At 65.2% G+C, this 17,371-nt stretch carries 20 protein-coding genes and 1 tRNA gene; 8 read left to right on the top strand and 13 right to left on the bottom strand.

Features of this window, described 5'->3' with window-relative positions; all coding sequences use genetic code 11:
- Positions 1-55: 55 nt before the first annotated feature.
- Positions 56-1,015 carry a Bug family tripartite tricarboxylate transporter substrate binding protein gene (locus AC1Q5S_RS11950; protein ID WP_303836511.1) on the bottom strand — a complete coding sequence of 320 codons (960 nt, stop codon included), beginning with the start codon at positions 1,013-1,015 and terminating at the stop codon, positions 56-58.
- Positions 1,016-1,141: 126 nt separating this feature from the next.
- Between AC1Q5S_RS11950 and AC1Q5S_RS11945 the strand changes: the two genes are divergently transcribed.
- From AC1Q5S_RS11945 to AC1Q5S_RS11935, 3 genes are read left to right on the top strand one after another with little or no spacing between them, the layout of a single operon-like run.
- On the top strand, positions 1,142-1,819 hold the full coding sequence (locus AC1Q5S_RS11945) for a response regulator transcription factor (protein WP_303836509.1): 678 nt from the start codon (positions 1,142-1,144) through the stop codon (positions 1,817-1,819).
- A complete protein-coding gene (locus AC1Q5S_RS11940; RefSeq protein WP_422203319.1) occupies positions 1,816-3,276 on the top strand; it encodes a sensor histidine kinase in 1,461 nt (486 codons plus the stop codon). The genes AC1Q5S_RS11945 and AC1Q5S_RS11940 overlap by 4 nt, the downstream gene beginning before the upstream one ends.
- Positions 3,273-3,692, top strand: coding sequence for an RNA-binding S4 domain-containing protein (locus tag AC1Q5S_RS11935; protein WP_303836505.1), 420 nt, complete (start codon positions 3,273-3,275; stop codon positions 3,690-3,692). Before AC1Q5S_RS11940 ends, AC1Q5S_RS11935 begins: the two co-directional genes overlap by 4 nt.
- A 102-nt stretch (positions 3,693-3,794) precedes the next feature.
- Here the strand turns inward: AC1Q5S_RS11935 and AC1Q5S_RS11930 are convergent.
- The 6 genes from AC1Q5S_RS11930 to cysS form a co-directional block, all read right to left on the bottom strand.
- Positions 3,795-3,887, bottom strand: a tRNA-Ser gene (locus AC1Q5S_RS11930).
- A gap of 43 nt (positions 3,888-3,930) precedes the next feature.
- Complete coding sequence (locus tag AC1Q5S_RS11925; protein ID WP_303836503.1) at positions 3,931-5,199, bottom strand: aspartate kinase; 1,269 nt, start codon at positions 5,197-5,199, stop codon at positions 3,931-3,933.
- An 80-nt stretch (positions 5,200-5,279) separates the two neighbouring features.
- Positions 5,280-6,242: a tRNA lysidine(34) synthetase TilS gene (tilS, locus tag AC1Q5S_RS11920; protein WP_422203316.1), complete on the bottom strand. Its 963-nt coding sequence runs from the start codon at positions 6,240-6,242 to the stop codon at positions 5,280-5,282.
- Positions 6,243-6,353: 111 nt separating this feature from the next.
- Positions 6,354-7,331: an acetyl-CoA carboxylase carboxyltransferase subunit alpha gene (locus tag AC1Q5S_RS11915; RefSeq protein ID WP_303836498.1), complete on the bottom strand. Its 978-nt coding sequence runs from the start codon at positions 7,329-7,331 to the stop codon at positions 6,354-6,356.
- A gap of 84 nt (positions 7,332-7,415) precedes the next feature.
- On the bottom strand, positions 7,416-8,060 hold the full coding sequence (locus AC1Q5S_RS11910) for a DNA-3-methyladenine glycosylase family protein (RefSeq protein ID WP_303836496.1): 645 nt from the start codon (positions 8,058-8,060) through the stop codon (positions 7,416-7,418).
- 75 nt (positions 8,061-8,135) lie between these two features.
- A complete protein-coding gene (gene cysS / locus AC1Q5S_RS11905) occupies positions 8,136-9,512 on the bottom strand; it encodes a cysteine--tRNA ligase (RefSeq protein ID WP_422203313.1) in 1,377 nt (458 codons plus the stop codon).
- A gap of 217 nt (positions 9,513-9,729) precedes the next feature.
- Between cysS and AC1Q5S_RS11900 the strand changes: the two genes are divergently transcribed.
- From AC1Q5S_RS11900 to AC1Q5S_RS11880, 5 genes are all read left to right on the top strand, one after another.
- Positions 9,730-10,293, top strand: coding sequence for a tetratricopeptide repeat protein (locus tag AC1Q5S_RS11900; RefSeq protein ID WP_303836492.1), 564 nt, complete (start codon positions 9,730-9,732; stop codon positions 10,291-10,293).
- A gap of 140 nt (positions 10,294-10,433) precedes the next feature.
- Positions 10,434-11,018, top strand: coding sequence for a peptidylprolyl isomerase (locus AC1Q5S_RS11895; protein WP_492238931.1), 585 nt, complete (start codon positions 10,434-10,436; stop codon positions 11,016-11,018).
- A gap of 22 nt (positions 11,019-11,040) precedes the next feature.
- Positions 11,041-11,568 (top strand): peptidylprolyl isomerase, encoded by a 528-nt coding sequence (locus AC1Q5S_RS11890; protein WP_303836488.1) that lies wholly within the window; start codon positions 11,041-11,043, stop codon positions 11,566-11,568.
- A gap of 36 nt (positions 11,569-11,604) precedes the next feature.
- On the top strand, positions 11,605-12,387 hold the full coding sequence (locus tag AC1Q5S_RS11885; RefSeq protein WP_303836521.1) for a UDP-2,3-diacylglucosamine diphosphatase: 783 nt from the start codon (positions 11,605-11,607) through the stop codon (positions 12,385-12,387).
- Between the two features lie 42 nt (positions 12,388-12,429).
- Complete coding sequence (locus AC1Q5S_RS11880) at positions 12,430-13,263, top strand: M90 family metallopeptidase (protein ID WP_492238929.1); 834 nt, start codon at positions 12,430-12,432, stop codon at positions 13,261-13,263.
- Positions 13,264-13,352: 89 nt separating this feature from the next.
- On the opposite strand, the gene AC1Q5S_RS11875 is transcribed toward AC1Q5S_RS11880, so the two are convergent.
- The 6 genes from AC1Q5S_RS11875 to AC1Q5S_RS11850 form a co-directional block, all read right to left on the bottom strand.
- Entirely contained in the window at positions 13,353-14,024 is a 672-nt protein-coding gene (locus AC1Q5S_RS11875; RefSeq protein WP_422203351.1) for an alpha/beta hydrolase, read from the bottom strand.
- Positions 14,025-14,076: 52 nt separating this feature from the next.
- Positions 14,077-14,913: a DODA-type extradiol aromatic ring-opening family dioxygenase gene (locus AC1Q5S_RS11870; RefSeq protein ID WP_422203307.1), complete on the bottom strand. Its 837-nt coding sequence runs from the start codon at positions 14,911-14,913 to the stop codon at positions 14,077-14,079.
- A 111-nt stretch (positions 14,914-15,024) separates the two neighbouring features.
- Complete coding sequence (gene arfB / locus AC1Q5S_RS11865; protein ID WP_303836480.1) at positions 15,025-15,432, bottom strand: alternative ribosome rescue aminoacyl-tRNA hydrolase ArfB; 408 nt, start codon at positions 15,430-15,432, stop codon at positions 15,025-15,027.
- 28 nt (positions 15,433-15,460) lie between these two features.
- Positions 15,461-16,315, bottom strand: a complete 855-nt coding sequence (locus tag AC1Q5S_RS11860) for an alpha/beta fold hydrolase (RefSeq protein ID WP_422203304.1) — start codon at positions 16,313-16,315, stop codon at positions 15,461-15,463.
- 17 nt (positions 16,316-16,332) lie between these two features.
- A complete protein-coding gene (gene aroQ / locus AC1Q5S_RS11855; protein ID WP_422203302.1) occupies positions 16,333-16,782 on the bottom strand; it encodes a type II 3-dehydroquinate dehydratase in 450 nt (149 codons plus the stop codon).
- Between the two features lie 104 nt (positions 16,783-16,886).
- Positions 16,887-17,252, bottom strand: coding sequence for a hypothetical protein (locus AC1Q5S_RS11850; RefSeq protein WP_422203300.1), 366 nt, complete (start codon positions 17,250-17,252; stop codon positions 16,887-16,889).
- Between the last annotated feature and the right edge of the window lie 119 nt (positions 17,253-17,371).

The following is a 17,371-nucleotide window of genomic DNA, read 5'->3' as shown; positions in this document are numbered from 1 at the left end:
CGCAAAAAAACCGTGCACCGCCTCCGGTGGCGGTCGCACGGTGCCGGGGCCGTGCTCAGACCATTCCGGCCTTGACCATGGTGGCGCGCAGACTGGCGAACTCATTGTCCACAAAGTTCGCGAACGCGTCGCCCGCCATCCAGGCCGGGGTCCAATCGTTCTTTTCCAGCGATTCGGCCCAACTCTTGCTCTTGACGGCCTTGGCCACCATCTCCGTCAGCGCCTTGCGCTGTTCGGCCGTGATGCCGGGGGCGGCATACACGCCGCGCCAGTTGCCAATCTCGACGTTGATGCCCTGCTCCTTGAGGGTGGGCACGGTCGAGTTCTTGAGGCGCTGGCCCGAGGTCACGGCAATGGGCGTCATCTTCTTGGTGGCGATGTACTCGGCCATCTCGCTGTAGCCGCCACCGCCAATCGTCACGTTGCCGCCCAGGATGGCCGCGATCGCCTCGCCGCCTCCCCGGAAGGCCACGTAGTTGATCCGGGCCGGGTCCACACCCACCTCACGCGCAATCATCGCGGCAGCGATGTGCTCGGTGGAACCGCGCGAGCCGCCACCCCACTTCACACTGCCGGGATCTTTCTTGAGCTGGGCGATCACCTCGGCCATGCTCTTGTAAGGCGAATTGGCGGGCAACACGAACACGTTGTATTCGCTGGTCAGGCGCGCAATGGGCGTGGCCTGCGACAGGCTCACTGGCGGTTTGCCGGTGATGATGCCGCCCAGCATCACGGCGCCCATCACCATCAGCGCGTTCGGGTCGCCCTTGCTGGAGTTGACGAACTGCGCCAGACCGATGGCGCCTGCGGCGCCGCCCTTGTTGTCATAGGTGACCGACGATGCCGCCCCCGATTCCAGCAATGCCTTGCCCAGGGCGCGCCCGGTGGAGTCCCAGCCACCGCCCGGGTTGGCAGGCAGCATCATCTTGACAGCGCTGGCGGCATGGGCCGACAGGGGCAAGGCTCCGGCAGCGGCCAGCGCAGCCAGGGATTTGAGAAAGGTGTCGCGACGCATCGATGTCTCCTTGTAGGGTTGGCGAACCGCCCGATGATGCGCGCGCAGCCTGTCAAACGGCTGTCCGCACACTCAGGGAAAACACCCATGCCGCAACCGCCTGTGGTCGGTGCTATGGTGCCGCGCATGCAATTGCTTCTCGTCGAAGACGACCCCACCATGCAGATCACGCTGCAGCGCGCATTGACACGCCGGGGCATGGAGGTCACTGCCGCGGGCGACGGCGCTGTGGCACTCAAACAGTGGGTGGCCCGGCCACCCGATGCGGTGGTGCTCGATCTCACCCTGCCCGGCCTGGATGGCTTGCAGGTGCTGCAGCAGGCCCGCGCGCGCGGGCTGCGCACACCGGTGCTGATCCTGACCGCACGCGGCACCGTGGGTGACCGGGTGCTGGGCCTGAACGCCGGCGCCGACGACTACCTGCCCAAACCCTTCGATCTGGACGAGCTGGAGGCCCGGCTGCGCGCCCTGCTGCGGCGCAGCACGGACGCCGCGCCTTCCGCGGGCCATTTCGTGCAGATCGGAGCGATCCGCTACGACAAGGACAGCGGCGCGCTGTACCGCAACGGCTCCGTCATGGAGCTCACGCCCCGCGAACTGGCACTGATGCATGCCCTGCTGGCACAGCCGGGCCATGCCGTCACCAAGGAACGTCTTTATGAACTGGTGTTTCCCGGGCAGCTGGACGTGCAGTACGAGGCCATCGAGGTGGTGGTGTATCGACTGCGCAAGAAACTGGCCGACACGGGTCTGACCCTCATGACGCTGCGCGGGCTGGGCTACCTGCTCAGGGCCGATACGTGACAAGGACGGCTGCCTGGCGTGCGCCGTCGCTGCGCAGGCGGTTGCTGCTGGGCATCCTGCTGCCCGTGGTGGCGTTCATCGGCTTCAACACGCTCAGCCTGTACCGGCAGACACTGACCTCCCTGAACACGGCCTACGACCGCACCTTGCTGGCATCGGCCAAGACCATCAGCGAACAGCTGGATGTGTCGGGCTACGACGATGCGGCGCAATTGCGCGCCATCGTGCCCTATGCCGCCCTGGAGGCCTTCGAGGCCGACAACCAGAGCCACATGTTCTACCGCATCTCCACCCTGCAGGGAGAAATGGTCTCGGGGTTTGCCGAACTTCCAGCATGGCAGGGGCGCATTCCGGATCGCCCTCCGTATGCGGCGCTGGTGGACTTTTATGACGACCAATTCCGCGGCGAACGCGTGCGCGTGGCCGTGCTGCTGCAACCCGTGGCCAGCGCCAGCGGCCGCGGCATGGCGGTCATCCAGGTGGCAGAGACCCTGGAAGTGCGGGAAACCCTGGCGCTGCAGATCCTGTGGAACACGCTGGCCCGGCAAGCGCTGCTGATTGCCGTGATCGCGCTCACCGTGGTCATCGTCGTGCAGCGGGCCACCCGCCCGGTGCGCCAGCTCAGCCAGCAATTGCAAGCGCGGCCCGATGGCGACCTCAGTCCGATTGCAGCCAGCTCTGCGCCCCGAGAACTGCAACCCCTGATCGACAGCACCAACCAGGTCATGCAACGGCTGCAGCATCTGCTGCGCCACCAGAAACGGTTTGTGCGCGACACCTCTCACCAGCTGCGCACACCGCTGGCCGTGCTCAAGACACAGGTGCAGTCCGCACTGCGCGGCGATGTGCCCCCGCACCAGGCCCTGCGGGAAATCAGCGACACCGTGGACCGCGCCACGCAACTGGCCAACCAGATGCTCGCCCTCGCCAAGGTCGAACAGTTGCGCCAGCAAAGCACGCCGCCACCGACCCGGTTTGATGACCTCCTGCGCGCGGTGGCACTGGATCTGTCACCCTTGATCGCGCAGCGCGACCTCGACTTTGGCATCCAGACCGAACCCGCAACGGTTAGGGCCCACGAGTGGATGCTGCGCGAACTGGCCCGCAATCTGCTGCACAACGCCATTCGCCATGCCCCGCAAGGCAGCGAGCTGGCGGTGGACCTGCGCTGCAACGATCACCAGGTGGTGCTCACCATCCGCGACCATGGCAGCGGCATCGACGATGAACTGGCCGCCCGCCTTTTCCAGCCCTTCTCGGCGGGCGACGTGCGCACCGGCAGCGGCCTGGGTCTGGCCATCTGCCATGAAATTGTGCAGGCGCTGGGCGGCAGCATTGCGCTGACCAACCGCATGGAATCGGGTCTTGTGGCGGGGCTGGATGCCGTCGTTCACCTGCCGCTGACCCCGCCCGCCACGGCCCTACCGACAGCCACCGCGTCACAATCCTCGCCATGAGTGCCCTCGAAACGATGCGACTGGACAAATGGCTGTGGTGTGCGCGGTTTTACAAAACCCGCAGCCTGGCCACCGAAGAAATCGGCAAAGGCCGCGTCACCGTCAACGGCCAACCGGCCAAGGCCGCCCGCGACCTGCGCTGCGGCGACACCGTCGCCTTGCGCCAGGGCGTGGTGGCACGCACAGTGCTCGTGCGGGGATTGAGTGGCGCACGCGGCCCCGCCCCTGTCGCACAACGGCTGTATGAGGAAACCGCCGACAGCATCGCCGCCCGTGAAAAAGCGGCCGAACAGCGCCGGCTGGCCCCCGAACCCGCCGCAACGCTGCAGGAAGGTCGCCCGACCAAAAGGGACCGGCGCAACATGGACCGCGCCCAGGACTGGGGCGACCGCTGGAGCGCATCCATCGACGAATGACGCCACCTGAGCGCTGCCTCTGCAAGCGCCGCGTGGCCGATGACCACCTCACACGCCAGATGCAAAAAACAAAAAAGCCCTGACATGCAGGGCTTTGTTGCTTGGCGGAAACGGAGGGATTCGAACCCTCGATGAGGCTCTACACCCCATACTCCCTTAGCAGGGGAGCACCTTCGGCCACTCGGTCACGTTTCCAATCCCGCTATTATGCCCCATTTTCGAGGCATTTCTGGCGGGTTCAGGCGGCTGGCTGATCCAGTTCGAAGGCCTTGTGCAAGGTGCGCACGGCCAGTTCCATGTATTTCTCGTCGATGACCACCGAGGTCTTGATCTCGGAAGTGGAAATCATCTGGATGTTGATGCCCTCTTCGCTCAGGGTGCGGAACATCTTGCTGGCCACGCCCACGTGGCTGCGCATGCCGATACCGACAATGCTCACCTTGCAGATCTTGGTGTCGCCCACCACTTCCTGCGCGCCGAGTTCGGGCAGCACTTGGTCCTTGAGCAGTTCGACCGTGCGGGCGTAGTCGTTGCGGTTGACGGTGAAGCTGAAGTCGGTCTTGCCGTCCTTGCTGACGTTCTGGATGATCACGTCCACTTCGATATTGGCGTCGGCTACTGCGCCCAGGATCTGGTAGGCGATGCCTGGCTTGTCGGGCACGCCCAGCACCGAGATCTTGGCTTCGTCGCGGTTGAAAGCGATGCCGGATACGACGGCTTGTTCCATTTTTTCGTCTTCCTCAAAAGTGATCAGCGTGCCGGACTTGGCTTCTTCGTTGATGTCGATGTCCCAGGGGGTGAAGCTGGAGAGCACGCGCATGGGCACCTTGTATTTGCCCGCGAACTCGACCGAGCGGATCTGCAACACCTTGGAGCCCAGGCTGGCCATTTCCAGCATTTCCTCGAAGCTCACCGTGTGCAGGCGACGTGCCTCGGGCACGACACGCGGGTCGGTGGTGTAGACGCCATCCACATCGGTGTAGATCAAGCACTCGTCGGCCTTCATGGCGGCCGCCACGGCCACGGCCGAGGTGTCCGAGCCACCACGGCCCAGCGTGGTGATGTTGCCTTCGTCGTCGATGCCCTGGAAACCGGTCACGATGACGACCTTGCCATTGTTCAGATCGGCGCGCACGCGCTGGTCGTCAATGGATTCGATGCGCGCCTTGGTGTAGCTGCTGTCGGTGCGGATGGGGACTTGCCATCCGGCATAGCTGACCGAGCCCATGCCTTCGGCCTGCAGCGCAATGGCCAGCAATGCAGACGAGGCCTGCTCGCCGGTGGCCGCCAGCATGTCGAGTTCGCGGTGGTACGCAGGGGTGGCGCGTGGGGGAGCCAGCTCTTTGGCCAGGGCGAGCAGGCGGTTGGTTTCGCCGCTCATGGCGCTGGGAACCACCACCATCTGGTGGCCGGCGCGCGCCCATTTGGCCACGCGCTTGGCGACGTTGCGAATGCGCTCCGGAGAGCCCATCGAGGTGCCGCCGTATTTGTGAACGATCAATGCCATGGGATATTGGGGGTGATGAAACTGGAGCCGCAGCGCGGGTTAAACACTGTTTTGGTGCGCCGCCGTTTTTCGTGCCGTTGTTAGACCAAAACCTCGGGATTGTACCAATCGAGCCGCGGCCCCGAGCGCACCACGAACCCCCGCCCCACCTTGATGTGAATGCGGTGGCCGCGCGTGGTGCAGGCCGCCAGCTGGTCCAGCAGCTCCCCCAGCTGCGCGGCGGAGGGGGTGGTGGCATGCGCCACGCGCAGCCAGTGGCGCAGGACGTTGGCCTGGCGCGCGCGGCTGAGCCCCTGCAATGGCCGAATCTCCGGGGGCGATCCCGTGAGGGCCAGGTCCTGCTGCGCCAGCTCGTCCAGCAACTCGGCGGCCTGGGCGGCATGGGACGCAGAGCGCGCAAACGTGTCGCGAAAGGCCGGAAAAGCCGCGTCCAGAGCGGGCAGCAGCTGCGCCCGGATGCGGTTGCGCGTGAAGCGCTCGTCGGTGTTGGTGGGGTCTTCCACCCAATCCTGCCCCTGCGCACGCAACCAGTCACGCACCTGCGCCCCCGCCACGCGCAGCAGGGGCCGGTGCCAGCGAACGCCGCCCCGCTCCCAGTCAGCGGGCATGGCGGCCAGCCCCGCCACGCCGGCGCCGCGCGACAAGGCCAGCAGCAGCGTCTCGGCCTGGTCATCCGCATGCTGGGCCAATGCTATTGAATGAATGGCATTTTTCGCTTTACTGGCGTGCGCCACAGCCTCAAAAGCCTTGTATCTTTCCCGGCGCGCAGCATCTTCGGGGCTTTCGCCCGGTGCGTGGCGTGCGTCGATGCGCTGCACGGTCAGCGGAACCTGCAGGCGCTTGCACAATGCGCGGCAATGCTGCTCGAAATCATCGGCTGCGGCCTGCAGGCCGTGGTGCACATGAATGGCCTGTACCTGCCCCGGCCATTTCTGTGCGCAGGCAAGCAGCAGCGCCGTCGAGTCGGCACCACCACTCAGCCCCACAGCCAATGGCAATGCGGGCGAAAAGGCCGCCATGGCGGCGTCAAACGGCAGCGTCACTGCGCGCCCTCCTTCACCCGTGGCGCAAAAGCGTCCGCACCAATGCAAAGGCCCCTTGCGGGGCCATGGCACGGGTGCGAGGTGAAGGCTACAGCCTTCTCCACCACGGATTCAGCGGCTGTCGGCCTTGGTGTCGGTGAAACGGCCATAGCTTTGCAGCCGGTCATAACGGCGGTCGAGCAGATCCTTGGTCTTGAGATCGGCCACCTGGCGGAAGGCATCGCCCAACGCACGCTTGAGGAAAGCCGCCATCTGCTTGGGATCGCGGTGGGCGCCCCCCACGGGCTCGCTCACGATCTTGTCCACCAGGCCCAGCGCCTTGAGGCGGTGCGCTGTGATGCCCAGGGCGTCGGCCGCTTCCTGCGCCTTGTCGCTGGTCTTCCAGAGGATGGAGGCGCAGCCCTCGGGGCTGATCACGGAATAGATCGCATATTGCAGCATCACCACCTGGTCGCCCACGCTGATGGCCAGCGCGCCGCCAGAGCCGCCTTCGCCGATGATGGTGGTGATGATGGGCACTTCGAGCTGCGCCATCTCGAAGATGTTGCGGCCGATGGCCTCGGACTGGCCGCGCTCCTCGGCATCGATGCCGGGGTAGGCGCCGGGGGTATCCACAAACGTGAACACGGGCAGCTTGAACTTTTCGGCCGTCTTCATGAGGCGCAGGGCTTTGCGGTAGCCCTCGGGCTTGCTCATGCCAAAGTTGCGCATGGCGCGCTCCTTGGTGTCGCGCCCCTTCTGGTGGCCCAGCACCATGCAGGCGTGGCCATTGAAACGCGCCAGGCCGCCCACGATGGACAGGTCGTCCGCGTAGTGGCGGTCGCCGTGCAGCTCGACGAAGTCGGTGAAGATGTCGCGCACATAGTCGAGCGTGTAAGGGCGCTCGGGGTGGCGGGCGATCTTGGTGATCTGCCAGGGGGTCAGCTCGCTGTAGATGTCCTTGGTGAGCTGCTGGCTCTTCTTGCTGAGCTGATCGATTTCTTCCGAGATATCGACCGCGCTTTCCGTCTGCACGTAGCGCAGTTCTTCAATTTTGGACTCCAGCTCGGCAATGGGCTGCTCGAAATCCAGAAAGGTCTTTTTCGCCAACGTTTTTCTCCTTGGGTCGCGCCCTGGGTGCCTCTGGTGCGAGGCCCGTGTTGCACAACCGGTTCATGACTGATGAAACGGGCCTCAATAGGCCACGGGCAACGGGTCGAGCGATCGCCAAATATACCAAGTCGCCACGCTGCACCATGGCTTCCAGGCCTCGGCCACCTCGCGGGCATCGCTGCGGCTGACAGGATCACCCGAAAAATAGTTCTGGCTGATGCCATTGATCAAGCCCACGTCGTCCAGGGGCAGGACGTTGGGCCGCATCAGATAAAAGATCAGAAACATCTCGGCCGTCCAGCGGCCGATGCCGCGGATGGCCACCAGCTCGGCGATGATGGCCTCGTCGTCCATCGCCGCCCAGTCCTTGACATGCAGCTTGCCACCCTCGAAGTGCAGGGCCAGGTCCACCAGATAGTCGACCTTGCGGGCCGACAGGCCGGCGGCCCGCATGTCGTCGATCTTGAGCTTGAGCACATGGCCGGGCTTCATGCTGCGCGGCAGTGCGGAAAAACGCTCCCACACGGTTTGCGCCGCCTTCACCGAAATCTGCTGCCCGACGATGGAACGCGCCAGCGTGGTGAACGCATCACCCCGCGTCTGCAGGGCCGCGTCGCCAAACTGGGGGATCAGGCGCTTCATCACCCGGTCTTTCTTCATCAGGTGCTTGCAGGCCTCGGCCCAGTAATCGGGCGTGGCCAGCGCCGGGCCAGACGAAGCGAGCACCTCGGTTGCTGCATTTTTAGAAGCTACCACTGCTCGCCCCGTATGCCCTGGGGGCGTATTTCATATTCAAAAAGATCACTGTGCGGCTTCCCAGGTCGTTCCAGCGGCCGAATCCTTGAGCACGATGCCCTGGGCCAGCAGGGCGTTGCGGATGCGATCAGCCTCCGCAAAATCCTTGCCCGCCTTGGCGGCAGCACGGGCGGCGATCTGCGCCTGGATGGCGGCCTCGTCAAAGCCCGCCCCAGCCTGCAGGAAGGCCTGCGGATCGCCTTGCAGCAACCCCAGGCAGCCTGCCAGCGCCTTGAGCAATCCTGCCAGTTCGGGCGAACGGGTCTTGTTGACCTCGCTGGCCAAGTCGAACAATACGGCAATCGCCTCGGGTGTGCCGAAGTCTTCGTCCATGGCCGCCTTGAAACGTGCGGCATGGGGCTCGTTCCAGTCGATGGACACCTGGGACGGGGCCACCAGGCTCAGCGCCGTGTACAGCCGCTTGAGGGACTGGCGCGCGTCGTCGAGGTGGGCGTCGCTGTAGTTGAGCGCACTGCGGTAATGGGCACGCACGATGAAGAAGCGCACCGTTTCGGCGTCGTAGCTCTGGAGCACATCGCGGATGGTGAAGAAGTTGCCCAGCGACTTGCTCATCTTCTCGTTGTCCACGCGCACGAAGCCGTTGTGCACCCAGAACCTGGCCAGCGGCTTGCCGGTGGCGCCTTCGCTCTGGGCGATCTCGTTCTCATGGTGCGGGAACTGCAGGTCGGCCCCGCCACCATGGATGTCGAAGGTCTCGCCCAGCGTGGCGCAGCTCATGGCCGAGCATTCGATGTGCCAGCCAGGGCGGCCCGTGCCGAAGGCGCTGTCCCACTTGGCCTCGGGCGGTTCGCCCTCCTTGGCGGACTTCCAGAGCACGAAGTCGAGCGGGTCCTCCTTGCCCTCCTGCACGGCCACGCGCTCGCCCGCGCGCAGCTCGTCGAGCGATTTGCCCGAGAGCTTGCCGTAGCCCGCAAACTTGCGCACCGCGTAGTTCACGTCGCCGTTGCTGGCGCGGTAGGCCAGGCCCTTGCCTTCGAGCTGGCCGATCAGCGACAGCATCTGGGGCACATATTCGGTGGCGCGCGGCTCCAGGGCCGGCGGCTCGATGCCCAGGGCGCCGATGTCCTGGTGCATGGCGACGATCATCTCGTCGGTGAGCTGGCGGATGGTGATGCCGCGCTCCAGCGCGCGCCGGATGATCTTGTCGTCGATGTCGGTGATGTTGCGCACATAGGTGACGCGGTAGCCGCTGCTTTTCAGCCAGCGCTGCACCACGTCGAACGCCATCATCATGCGGGCGTGGCCGATATGGCACAGGTCGTAAATGGTCATGCCGCACACATACATGCGCACATGGCCGGGTTCGAGCGGGGAAAAATCCTCCAATGCACGCGACAGCGTGTTGTAGATGCGCAAGCTCATGGGGTTTCTGTAACGGGAGACTGAATGGGAGACAGGTGAAGCCGGTTCACCCGGTAGCGAAAGGTACGGGCCCCGCAAGGGGATGCGCCCAGCCCTGGGCGCCCGGCAAAATCACCAGCGGCAACAGCGCACCGCCATGGCAACCCCCTCAGCTACAATCCGCCGAAGTATAAGCCCCGGCCGGCACCGGACGGTGCCCATCTCCTCCCTACCCGCCATGAAGCAAGTCCGCAGCACCCTTTCCCGACTTTTGCGCCTGCTGGCCCTGACCGCATGGCTGGGCGCAGGCATGGCCCATGCCAGCGACTACATCGAGATCACCCAGTTGCTCAAGACCGGCAAGGCCGCCGAAGCCCTGGGCAAGGCAGACCAGCGCCTGACGGCCGCCCCGCGCGATCCGCAGCTGCGCTTTCTGCGCGGCGTGGCGCAGACCGACCTCGGCCAGACCGATGCGGCCATCACCACCTTCACCCAGCTCACTCAGGAATACCCCGAGCTGCCCGAGCCCTACAACAACCTGGCGGTGATCTACGCCAGCCAGAACCAGCTGGACAAGGCCCGCACGGCGCTGGAGATGGCGGTGCGCAACAACCCCTCGTACGCGGCGGCGCACGAGAACCTGGGCGACATCTACGCCCGGCTGGCCTACCAGGCCTACGCCAAGGCGCAGCAGATGGAGGCCAACAACCCCACCGTCAAATTGAAGCAGGCCCAGCTGCGCGAGCTGTTCCAGCCCGCCGCTGCCCGCGCTGCGGCCAGGCCCGCGGCTTCACGCCCCTGACAACCGTTCGCGGGCAGGGGCTTGTGGCCATGCCACCGGCCCCGCTGGCGGGCCGGTGGTAACTTCAGCGCCATATTTTTCATCGCCGCAGCGGCCAGGCCCCCATGCTCTGCGGCTCTGATTCACTCAAGGAGTTCTGTATGATTTCCAAAAGAAAATCGACCATTGCGCTCACTGGCATTGTCTTATCAGCTATTTTTTCAATAGCAAACCCAGCGCAGGCACAAGACGCTCCCAAGGTCAAGCTGGCCGCCTCCCTGGGCGACATCGTGCTGCAGCTCGATCCCGCCAAGGCGCCCAAAACGGTCGAGAACTTCCTGGCGTATGTGAAGGACAAGCATTACGACGGCACGGTGTTCCACCGCGTCATCGACGGCTTCATGATCCAGGGCGGCGGCTTCACGGCCGACATGGTGCAAAAGCCCACCAAGGCCCCCATTGCGCTCGAAGCGGCCAACGGCCTCAAGAACGACACCTACACCATCGCCATGGCGCGCACCGCCAACCCCAATTCGGCCACCGCGCAGTTCTTCATCAACGTGAAGGCCAACGCCATGCTCAACGCCCCCCAGCCTGACGGCCATGGCTATGCCGTGTTCGGCAAGGTAGTGGAGGGCACGGCCGTGGTGGACAAGATCAAGGCCGTGGCCACTGGCAACAAGGGGGGCTACCAGAACGTGCCCACCACCCCCGTCACCATCCACTCCGCCACCGTGGTGAAGTAATTTTTTTGAAGAAAGCACTGCAATGAGCAATCCACAAGTTGAACTCCACGTCACCATCAACGTGGCTGAAACGGCCACCCAAGGCGTGATCACCATCGAACTGGACGCCGCGAAGGCCCCCAAGTCGGCCGAGAACTTCCTGAGCTACGTGAACAGCGGTTTCTACAACGGCACCGTGTTCCACCGCGTGATCAAGAACTTCATGGTCCAGGGCGGCGGCATGACGGCCGACATGAAGCAAAAGGAAACCCAGGCCCCGATCGAGAACGAAGCCCAGAACGGCCTGAAGAATGACAAATACACCGTGGCCATGGCGCGCACGGGCGACCCGCACTCGGCCACGGCACAGTTCTTCATCAACACGGTGGACAATGCCTTCCTGAACCACAGCTCTCCCACCCCCCAGGGCTGGGGCTATGCCGTGTTCGGCAAGGTCGTGAAGGGCCAGGACGTCGTGGACGCCATCAAGGCCGTCCGCACCACGCGCAAGGGCTTCCACGACGACGTGCCTTTTGACGCTGTGGTCATCGACAAGGCTGTGGCTATCTAAGTCCACGGCCTTGCTTTGGTCTTGACTGCCGACCAGTTGACGACCGTGCCCCGGTTCGAGGAGTTTGCCGCTCCCCCGCACTGGCGCACGGTCGATTTCATTTCCGACCTGCACCTGCAGGCCAGCGAGCCCGCCACCGTGGCCGCCTGGCAGCACTACCTGCAGACCACCCCGGCCGACGCCCTCTTCATCCTGGGTGACCTGTTCGAGGTATGGGTGGGCGACGATGCCCTCCTGGAGCCCGGCAGCTTCGAGGACCAAGGCTGCGCGGCCCTGCAGGCCGCAGCGCAGCGCCTGCCCGTGTACTTTATGCACGGCAACCGCGACTTTCTGGCGGGGCCGGCGTTTCTTGCGCATTGCGGCATCACCGGCCTGGCCGACCCCACCGTGCTGGTTTTCGACAACCAGCGCTTCGTGCTCAGCCATGGCGACCTGCTGTGCCTGGACGATGTCGATTACCAGCGCTTTCGGGTGCAGGCGCGCAGTGCCCAGTGGCAAGCGCAATTTCTGGCCCAGCCCCTGGCCACGCGCCGTGCGCAGGCACGCGGCATCCGCCAGGAAAGCGAGGCGCGCAAGCAATCGGGCGCCATCTACGCCGATGTGGACGGCCCCGCCGCCATCGAATGGCTCACAGCCGCCCAGGCGCACACCCTGATCCACGGCCACACCCACAAACCGGCGAACCACGCCCTGGCACCGGGCCTGCAGCGGGTGGTGCTGAGCGACTGGGACGCCGCCGCACAGCCCCCGCGCCTGGAAACACTGCGTTTGTCCAACGCGGGCCTGGAACGCGTGGCTTTGGCCCCCAGGTGCGAGTGATCCTGAATTGCGCGGGGCTCGACCTCCTGCAGCCCGATCGCCATGCCCCCCTTTCTTGACCGGCTCTGGAGCCGCGTTCGCGCCACCGTGGCGCCCGTGCCTGACATCTCGGCCGCGCTGTGGCTGCAAACCCTGCAGCGCTATCCGTTTCTGGCGGCCCTGCCGCTGCACGACCAGGCCAAGTTGCGCGCGCTCAGCGCCCTCTTTTTGCACCACAAGCAGTTCCATGGCGCCCATGGTCTGGTGGTGACCGATGCCATGGCCATCGACATCGCCGCGCAGGCCTGCCTGCCACTGCTGCACTGGGGCGATGCCGCCGCAGCCCTGGGCTGGTACGACGACTTCGTGGGCATCGTGGTGCACCCGGGCGAAGCGGTGGCGCGCCGCCAGACGGTGGACGATGCCGGCGTGGTGCACGAGCACACCGAAGTGCTGCTGGGCGAGGCCATGGAACGCGGCCCCATCATGCTCAGCTGGCAGCATGTGGCCGATGCCAGCCACAACACCGCACGCGGCACCAACGTGGTGGTGCACGAATTCGTGCACAAGCTCGACATGCGCAGCGGTGCCCCCAACGGCTGCCCGCCCCTGCCGGCGGGCTTCATGGGCACCCGCACGGCCCGTGCTGCCCACGAGGCCTGGTGGGCGGCATGGGAGCCAGCCTATGCGGATTTTCGCGAGCGCGTGATCATGGCCCACCGCTTTGGCGCCATGCAGCCCTGGCTCGATGCCTATGGCGCCACGGCACCAGCCGAGTTTTTTGCGGTGGCGTGCGAGGCGTATTTTGTGAACCGGGCGCAGTTTGCGCAGGAATTTCCGGCGCTGATGCCGGTCTTGGATGCGTTCTTCCGGCCGGGGCTGTCATTGCCAGAATGACCCAGCCCGGCCTGATATTCGCAAGAAATAACGGTTTCGCGCTTTACCAGAAAGCACCAAAAGCTATCAATGAAATAGCAAAAAATACCTCAATAGGGCACGGGCGTGGTCGAGAGCGACTCCAGCCACGCCACCGTGGCAGCCAGCTCGGACGGGCGGATCTCGTGCGCGCCCGGAAACTCGCGGTAGGTCACCGACACGGGCAGCGTTGCCATGTGGTGCGCAATGGCCTGGGCGTTGGCGAGTGGAATCACGTTGTCGTGCGTGCCGTGGCTCAGCCACAGCTTCTTGCCGTGCAATGCCTCGTGCGAAGCCTGCAGCGGCACCACCTCGGCCAGCAGGCGGCTGTGCCAGACCATGGCGGCATGCAGCAGCTCGGGCCGCGTCAGCAGCAGCGACAAGGCCATGATGCCGCCCTGGCTGAAGCCCCCTACCACCACGCGCTCGGGCGCAATGCCCAGCTGGGCCGATGCCGCCTCGACGGTCTGCGCCACCAGGGCACGGCTGTGGGCCTCTTGCGCCTCGTTGATACTGCGGGCACCACTGGGCTCCACCGAGAAATCAAACCAGGCGTGCGAGCCCGGGCCCATGCGGTGGGGTGCGCGCAGGCTCAGCACATGAAAGCGCTCGGGAATCTGCGAAGCCAGGCGGAACAGATCCTGCTCGTTGCTGCCCACGCCATGCATCAGCACCAGCAACCAGGGCTTGGGAATACCCGCAGTGGCAGGGCGCTGCAAAAAGGTGAGCGGTAGATCAAGCATAGTCATGCGCCAGAGGCGGTTTTAGTTAAAAAAATAGGGTGGATGGGCACGGTCATGCCACGGGCTGCAGCGCAAAGGCATCCATCGCCAGCATGCTGTACATCACTTCGCGGCTGAGATAGTTTGCGCGCCAGTCGTCGCCCGCGGCACCCAGTGCAAAGAATAGCGGCAGAAAGTGATCCTCCGTGGGGTGGGCGCGCTCGGCGTGCGGCGCCAGGCTGCGGTAGTTGAGCAAGGCCTTGAGGTCGCCCCGCTCCAGGGCCGATTCGATCCAGCGGCTGAACTCGATCACATAAGGCGCAGGCTCGCGCGCCCCGCCAAAAAATTCACCCAGGTTGTGTGTCATGCTGCCCGAACCCAGCACCAGCACGCCCTGGCTGCGCAGGCCGCGCAGCGCAGCGCCCATGGCATAGACCTCGGCGGGGCCTGCGCTCACGGGCAGCGCCACCTGCACCACGGGCAGGTCGGCCTCCGGGAACAGGTGCATCAGCGGCACCCAGGCGCCGTGGTCAAACGGGCGCTGCGCATCACCCTGGGCAGGCACGCCGGCCGCCTGCAGCAGGGCCAGCACCTCTTGCGCCAGAGCAGGTGCGCCGGGCGCGGGGTATTGCAACTGGTACAGCGCGGGCGGAAAGCCGCCAAAGTCGTGCCAGGTGGCAGGCTGCGGGCCCGTCATGACCTGCGGGGTCCGGGCCATCCAGTGCGGCGACATGACGACCACCCCGCGCAAGGCGGGAAACTGCGCACGCAACTCCTGCCCCCAGCGGGTGAGCGCAGGGCCGGTTTCGCCCGCATCCAGGGCAAACAGGGGCGCGCCATGCGACACAAAAAGCGCCGGAACGAGGGTGGTGCTGGAAACGTGACTAGCGGTGGATGCAGAAGTGGACATGGCAGTCTTTCAGTGAATACCCAGAATGTAGGAGCTATCAAACAACGATTCAATCCCTCTGCACTCAGACACATTGTTCCAGGATTCTTTCCAATAGCACTGCCACACCGTTCAGTCCCGCACCTTCCCGCGCAATGCCTTGGTTTCACCGCGCTGGGTTTTGGATTCCAATCGCCGCTGTTTGGAGCCATAGGTGGGTTTGGTGGCGCGGCGCGTGCGGGGTGGCTGCGCCACCGATTGCACCAGCGCGTTCAACCGCGCCAGCGCGTCGGCCCGGTTTTGCTCCTGGCTGCGGTATTGCTGGGCCTTGATGACGACCACACCGTCCTGCGTGATGCGGCTGTCGCGCAGGGCCAGCAGGCGCTCTTTCACCTCTTCAGGCAGCGAGGAGGCACCCACATCAAAGCGCAGGTGCACTGCGCTCGAAACCTTGTTGACGTTCTGGCCGCCGGCGCCCTGGGCGCGCATGGCCGTGAATTCCACCTCGGCTTCGGCCACCTGCAGCAAGGCGGCGCTCATGGAACACCGTGCGGCATCGCGCAGGCTTTCAGGCCAGCGCCGCCAGCAGCGCCGCATCAAACGCTTCGGGCTGCTCGAACTGCACCCAGTGACCGGCATTGGGCACCAGGTGCATGCCCCGAAAATCAGGGGCAGTCGCGGCAAAGGCGTCTTCGAGCTGGTGGATCCAGCTTTTGTACAGCGCATCGTGCTCGCCATAAATGGCATGCACCGGGCAAGCCACCTGCGGCAGCGAGCGCGCCAGGATGTCGGTGTGCGCCAGGCGGCGGCGGGGCATGCGATCGCGCAGCACGTTGGCCACATGGGTCTGCAGGGCCAGGCCGTCGATGAGGCGCGTGTCATGCAGCATCAGCGCGGCCAGGTTGTAGCGGTGGATGGCCAGCTGCTCGTCCAGATCGGTCAGGTGGCGCCAGGCTTTCAGCTCGAACTGCCGGTGGGGCACCACGCCCATGGCCGGCGCCCCCACCAGCACCAGCCGTTCGGCCAGCTCGGGGTGGGCGGCCAGCAGCAGGCCGGCCGTCAAGCCGCCAAACGAGAACCCCACCAGATCACAGGGTGCGTTGCCCAGCAAAGTGTGCAACCCTGCGCGCAACGGCGCCACCAGCGCATCGGCATCGCCGCCCGACAGCGGCGCGGCGGACTCACCAAAACCGGGCAGATCGGGCACCCATAGCTGGCGCCCGGCGGCCACCAGGGCATCGATGTTGCGCACCCAATGCGTCCAGCTGCCGCTGCCGCCATGCAGCAGCACCAGCGGGTGCGCCCCCGGGCGGGCTTCGCCCCAGACATGCCAGAGGATGTCGCCCTCGCCGCAGGGTGTGGTGTGGCGCTCGGCTTGCGCAGCCAGGCGCTGCACCTCGGAGGGAAGATACAAATCGTTCATGCGAAAAACCCGCTCCCTCACAGACCGGCCAGGCCGTCAATGGCCAGGCCATAGCCCTTGACGCCAAAACCGCACATCACCGCCTTGGCGGCAGCGGCAATGCAGGAGTGGTGGCGGAAGCTCTCGCGGGCGTGCACGTTGCTGATGTGCAGCTCGATCAGTGCAACGCCCGTGCCCTTGATGGCATCGAGCAGCGCCACGCTGGTGTGGGTGTAGGCCCCGGCATTGAGCACCACGCCCGCCAATTCGCTCGCGGCGTGCAGGCGGCCCGCCTCGTGGATCCAGTCCACCAGCGCGCCCTCGTGGTTGCTTTGGTGAAAGCGCAGCGCAAACCCGTGGCGAGCACAGGCAGTGGCGCACAGTTGCTCTACATCGGCCAGCGTCTGGGCGCCATACACGGCAGGTTCGCGCGTGCCCAGCAGGTTCAGATTGGGGCCATTCAGGACAAAAACGGTTTTCACAGGCATGCACTCCGGGCGATCCGCCTGCCACACCGGCAGGCCAGACGCCGGATTATGCGGTGCCCAACCAGGTGGTCGCAGTCAGCAGTGACCGTACCGCTGAAGCCGGATCAGCGATCCCAGCGGTCGCCCCAACCACCACGGTTGCGGTGCCCATGGCGGTGTCCGCGATCACGGTAGTAATAGCCCGGTGGCTGCGCATAGTAGGCCGGAGGGGCGTAATACACGGGCCGCGGCGGTGCGTAATAGACCGGAGGCGGTGGCTGGTAGTAAATGGGCCTTGGCGCCACGTACACCGGCGCGGGGGCCACGTAAACGGGATAGCCGCCATTGCTGACGCCCAACGCCACGCCTGGCGAATTCACGCCCACCGACCAATACACGTCGCGCGCCTGGGCGGTGCCAGCGCCCGCAAGCAGGGCCAGCGCCACACCGGCAGCAGCGGCCATGGCATAGATAGAACGGGTTTTCGTCATGGAAATCTCCTTGGGGAACAGAGGCCACCAACCCATTGGACAGGCCTCACTGGTACACAACGCACCACACCCCCCAAAGGATGTCATGAAACGCGCCCGATATTGTTTCTGGACGTACA

Source organism: Acidovorax sp. GW835-FHT14B10 (assembly GCF_058793725.1).
Note: the sequence above shows the minus strand (reverse complement) of the source record. Positions and strands in the feature narration are given on the sequence as shown.

Coding starts and splice junctions, on each gene's coding strand:
- AC1Q5S_RS11950 (WP_303836511.1), bottom strand. CDS start 1,015: ATGCGTCGCGACACCTTTCTCAAATCCCTGGCTGCGCTGGCCGCTGCC.
- AC1Q5S_RS11945 (WP_303836509.1), top strand. CDS start 1,142: ATGCAATTGCTTCTCGTCGAAGACGACCCCACCATGCAGATCACGCTG.
- AC1Q5S_RS11935 (WP_303836505.1), top strand. CDS start 3,273: ATGAGTGCCCTCGAAACGATGCGACTGGACAAATGGCTGTGGTGTGCG.
- AC1Q5S_RS11925 (WP_303836503.1), bottom strand. CDS start 5,199: ATGGCATTGATCGTTCACAAATACGGCGGCACCTCGATGGGCTCTCCG.
- cysS (WP_422203313.1), bottom strand. CDS start 9,512: ATGAGCTTGCGCATCTACAACACGCTGTCGCGTGCATTGGAGGATTTT.
- AC1Q5S_RS11900 (WP_303836492.1), top strand. CDS start 9,730: ATGAAGCAAGTCCGCAGCACCCTTTCCCGACTTTTGCGCCTGCTGGCC.
- AC1Q5S_RS11895 (WP_492238931.1), top strand. CDS start 10,434: ATGATTTCCAAAAGAAAATCGACCATTGCGCTCACTGGCATTGTCTTA.
- AC1Q5S_RS11890 (WP_303836488.1), top strand. CDS start 11,041: ATGAGCAATCCACAAGTTGAACTCCACGTCACCATCAACGTGGCTGAA.
- AC1Q5S_RS11880 (WP_492238929.1), top strand. CDS start 12,430: ATGCCCCCCTTTCTTGACCGGCTCTGGAGCCGCGTTCGCGCCACCGTG.
- AC1Q5S_RS11875 (WP_422203351.1), bottom strand. CDS start 14,024: ATGCTTGATCTACCGCTCACCTTTTTGCAGCGCCCTGCCACTGCGGGT.
- AC1Q5S_RS11870 (WP_422203307.1), bottom strand. CDS start 14,913: ATGTCCACTTCTGCATCCACCGCTAGTCACGTTTCCAGCACCACCCTC.
- arfB (WP_303836480.1), bottom strand. CDS start 15,432: ATGAGCGCCGCCTTGCTGCAGGTGGCCGAAGCCGAGGTGGAATTCACG.
- AC1Q5S_RS11860 (WP_422203304.1), bottom strand. CDS start 16,315: ATGAACGATTTGTATCTTCCCTCCGAGGTGCAGCGCCTGGCTGCGCAA.
- aroQ (WP_422203302.1), bottom strand. CDS start 16,782: ATGCCTGTGAAAACCGTTTTTGTCCTGAATGGCCCCAATCTGAACCTG.
- AC1Q5S_RS11850 (WP_422203300.1), bottom strand. CDS start 17,252: ATGACGAAAACCCGTTCTATCTATGCCATGGCCGCTGCTGCCGGTGTG.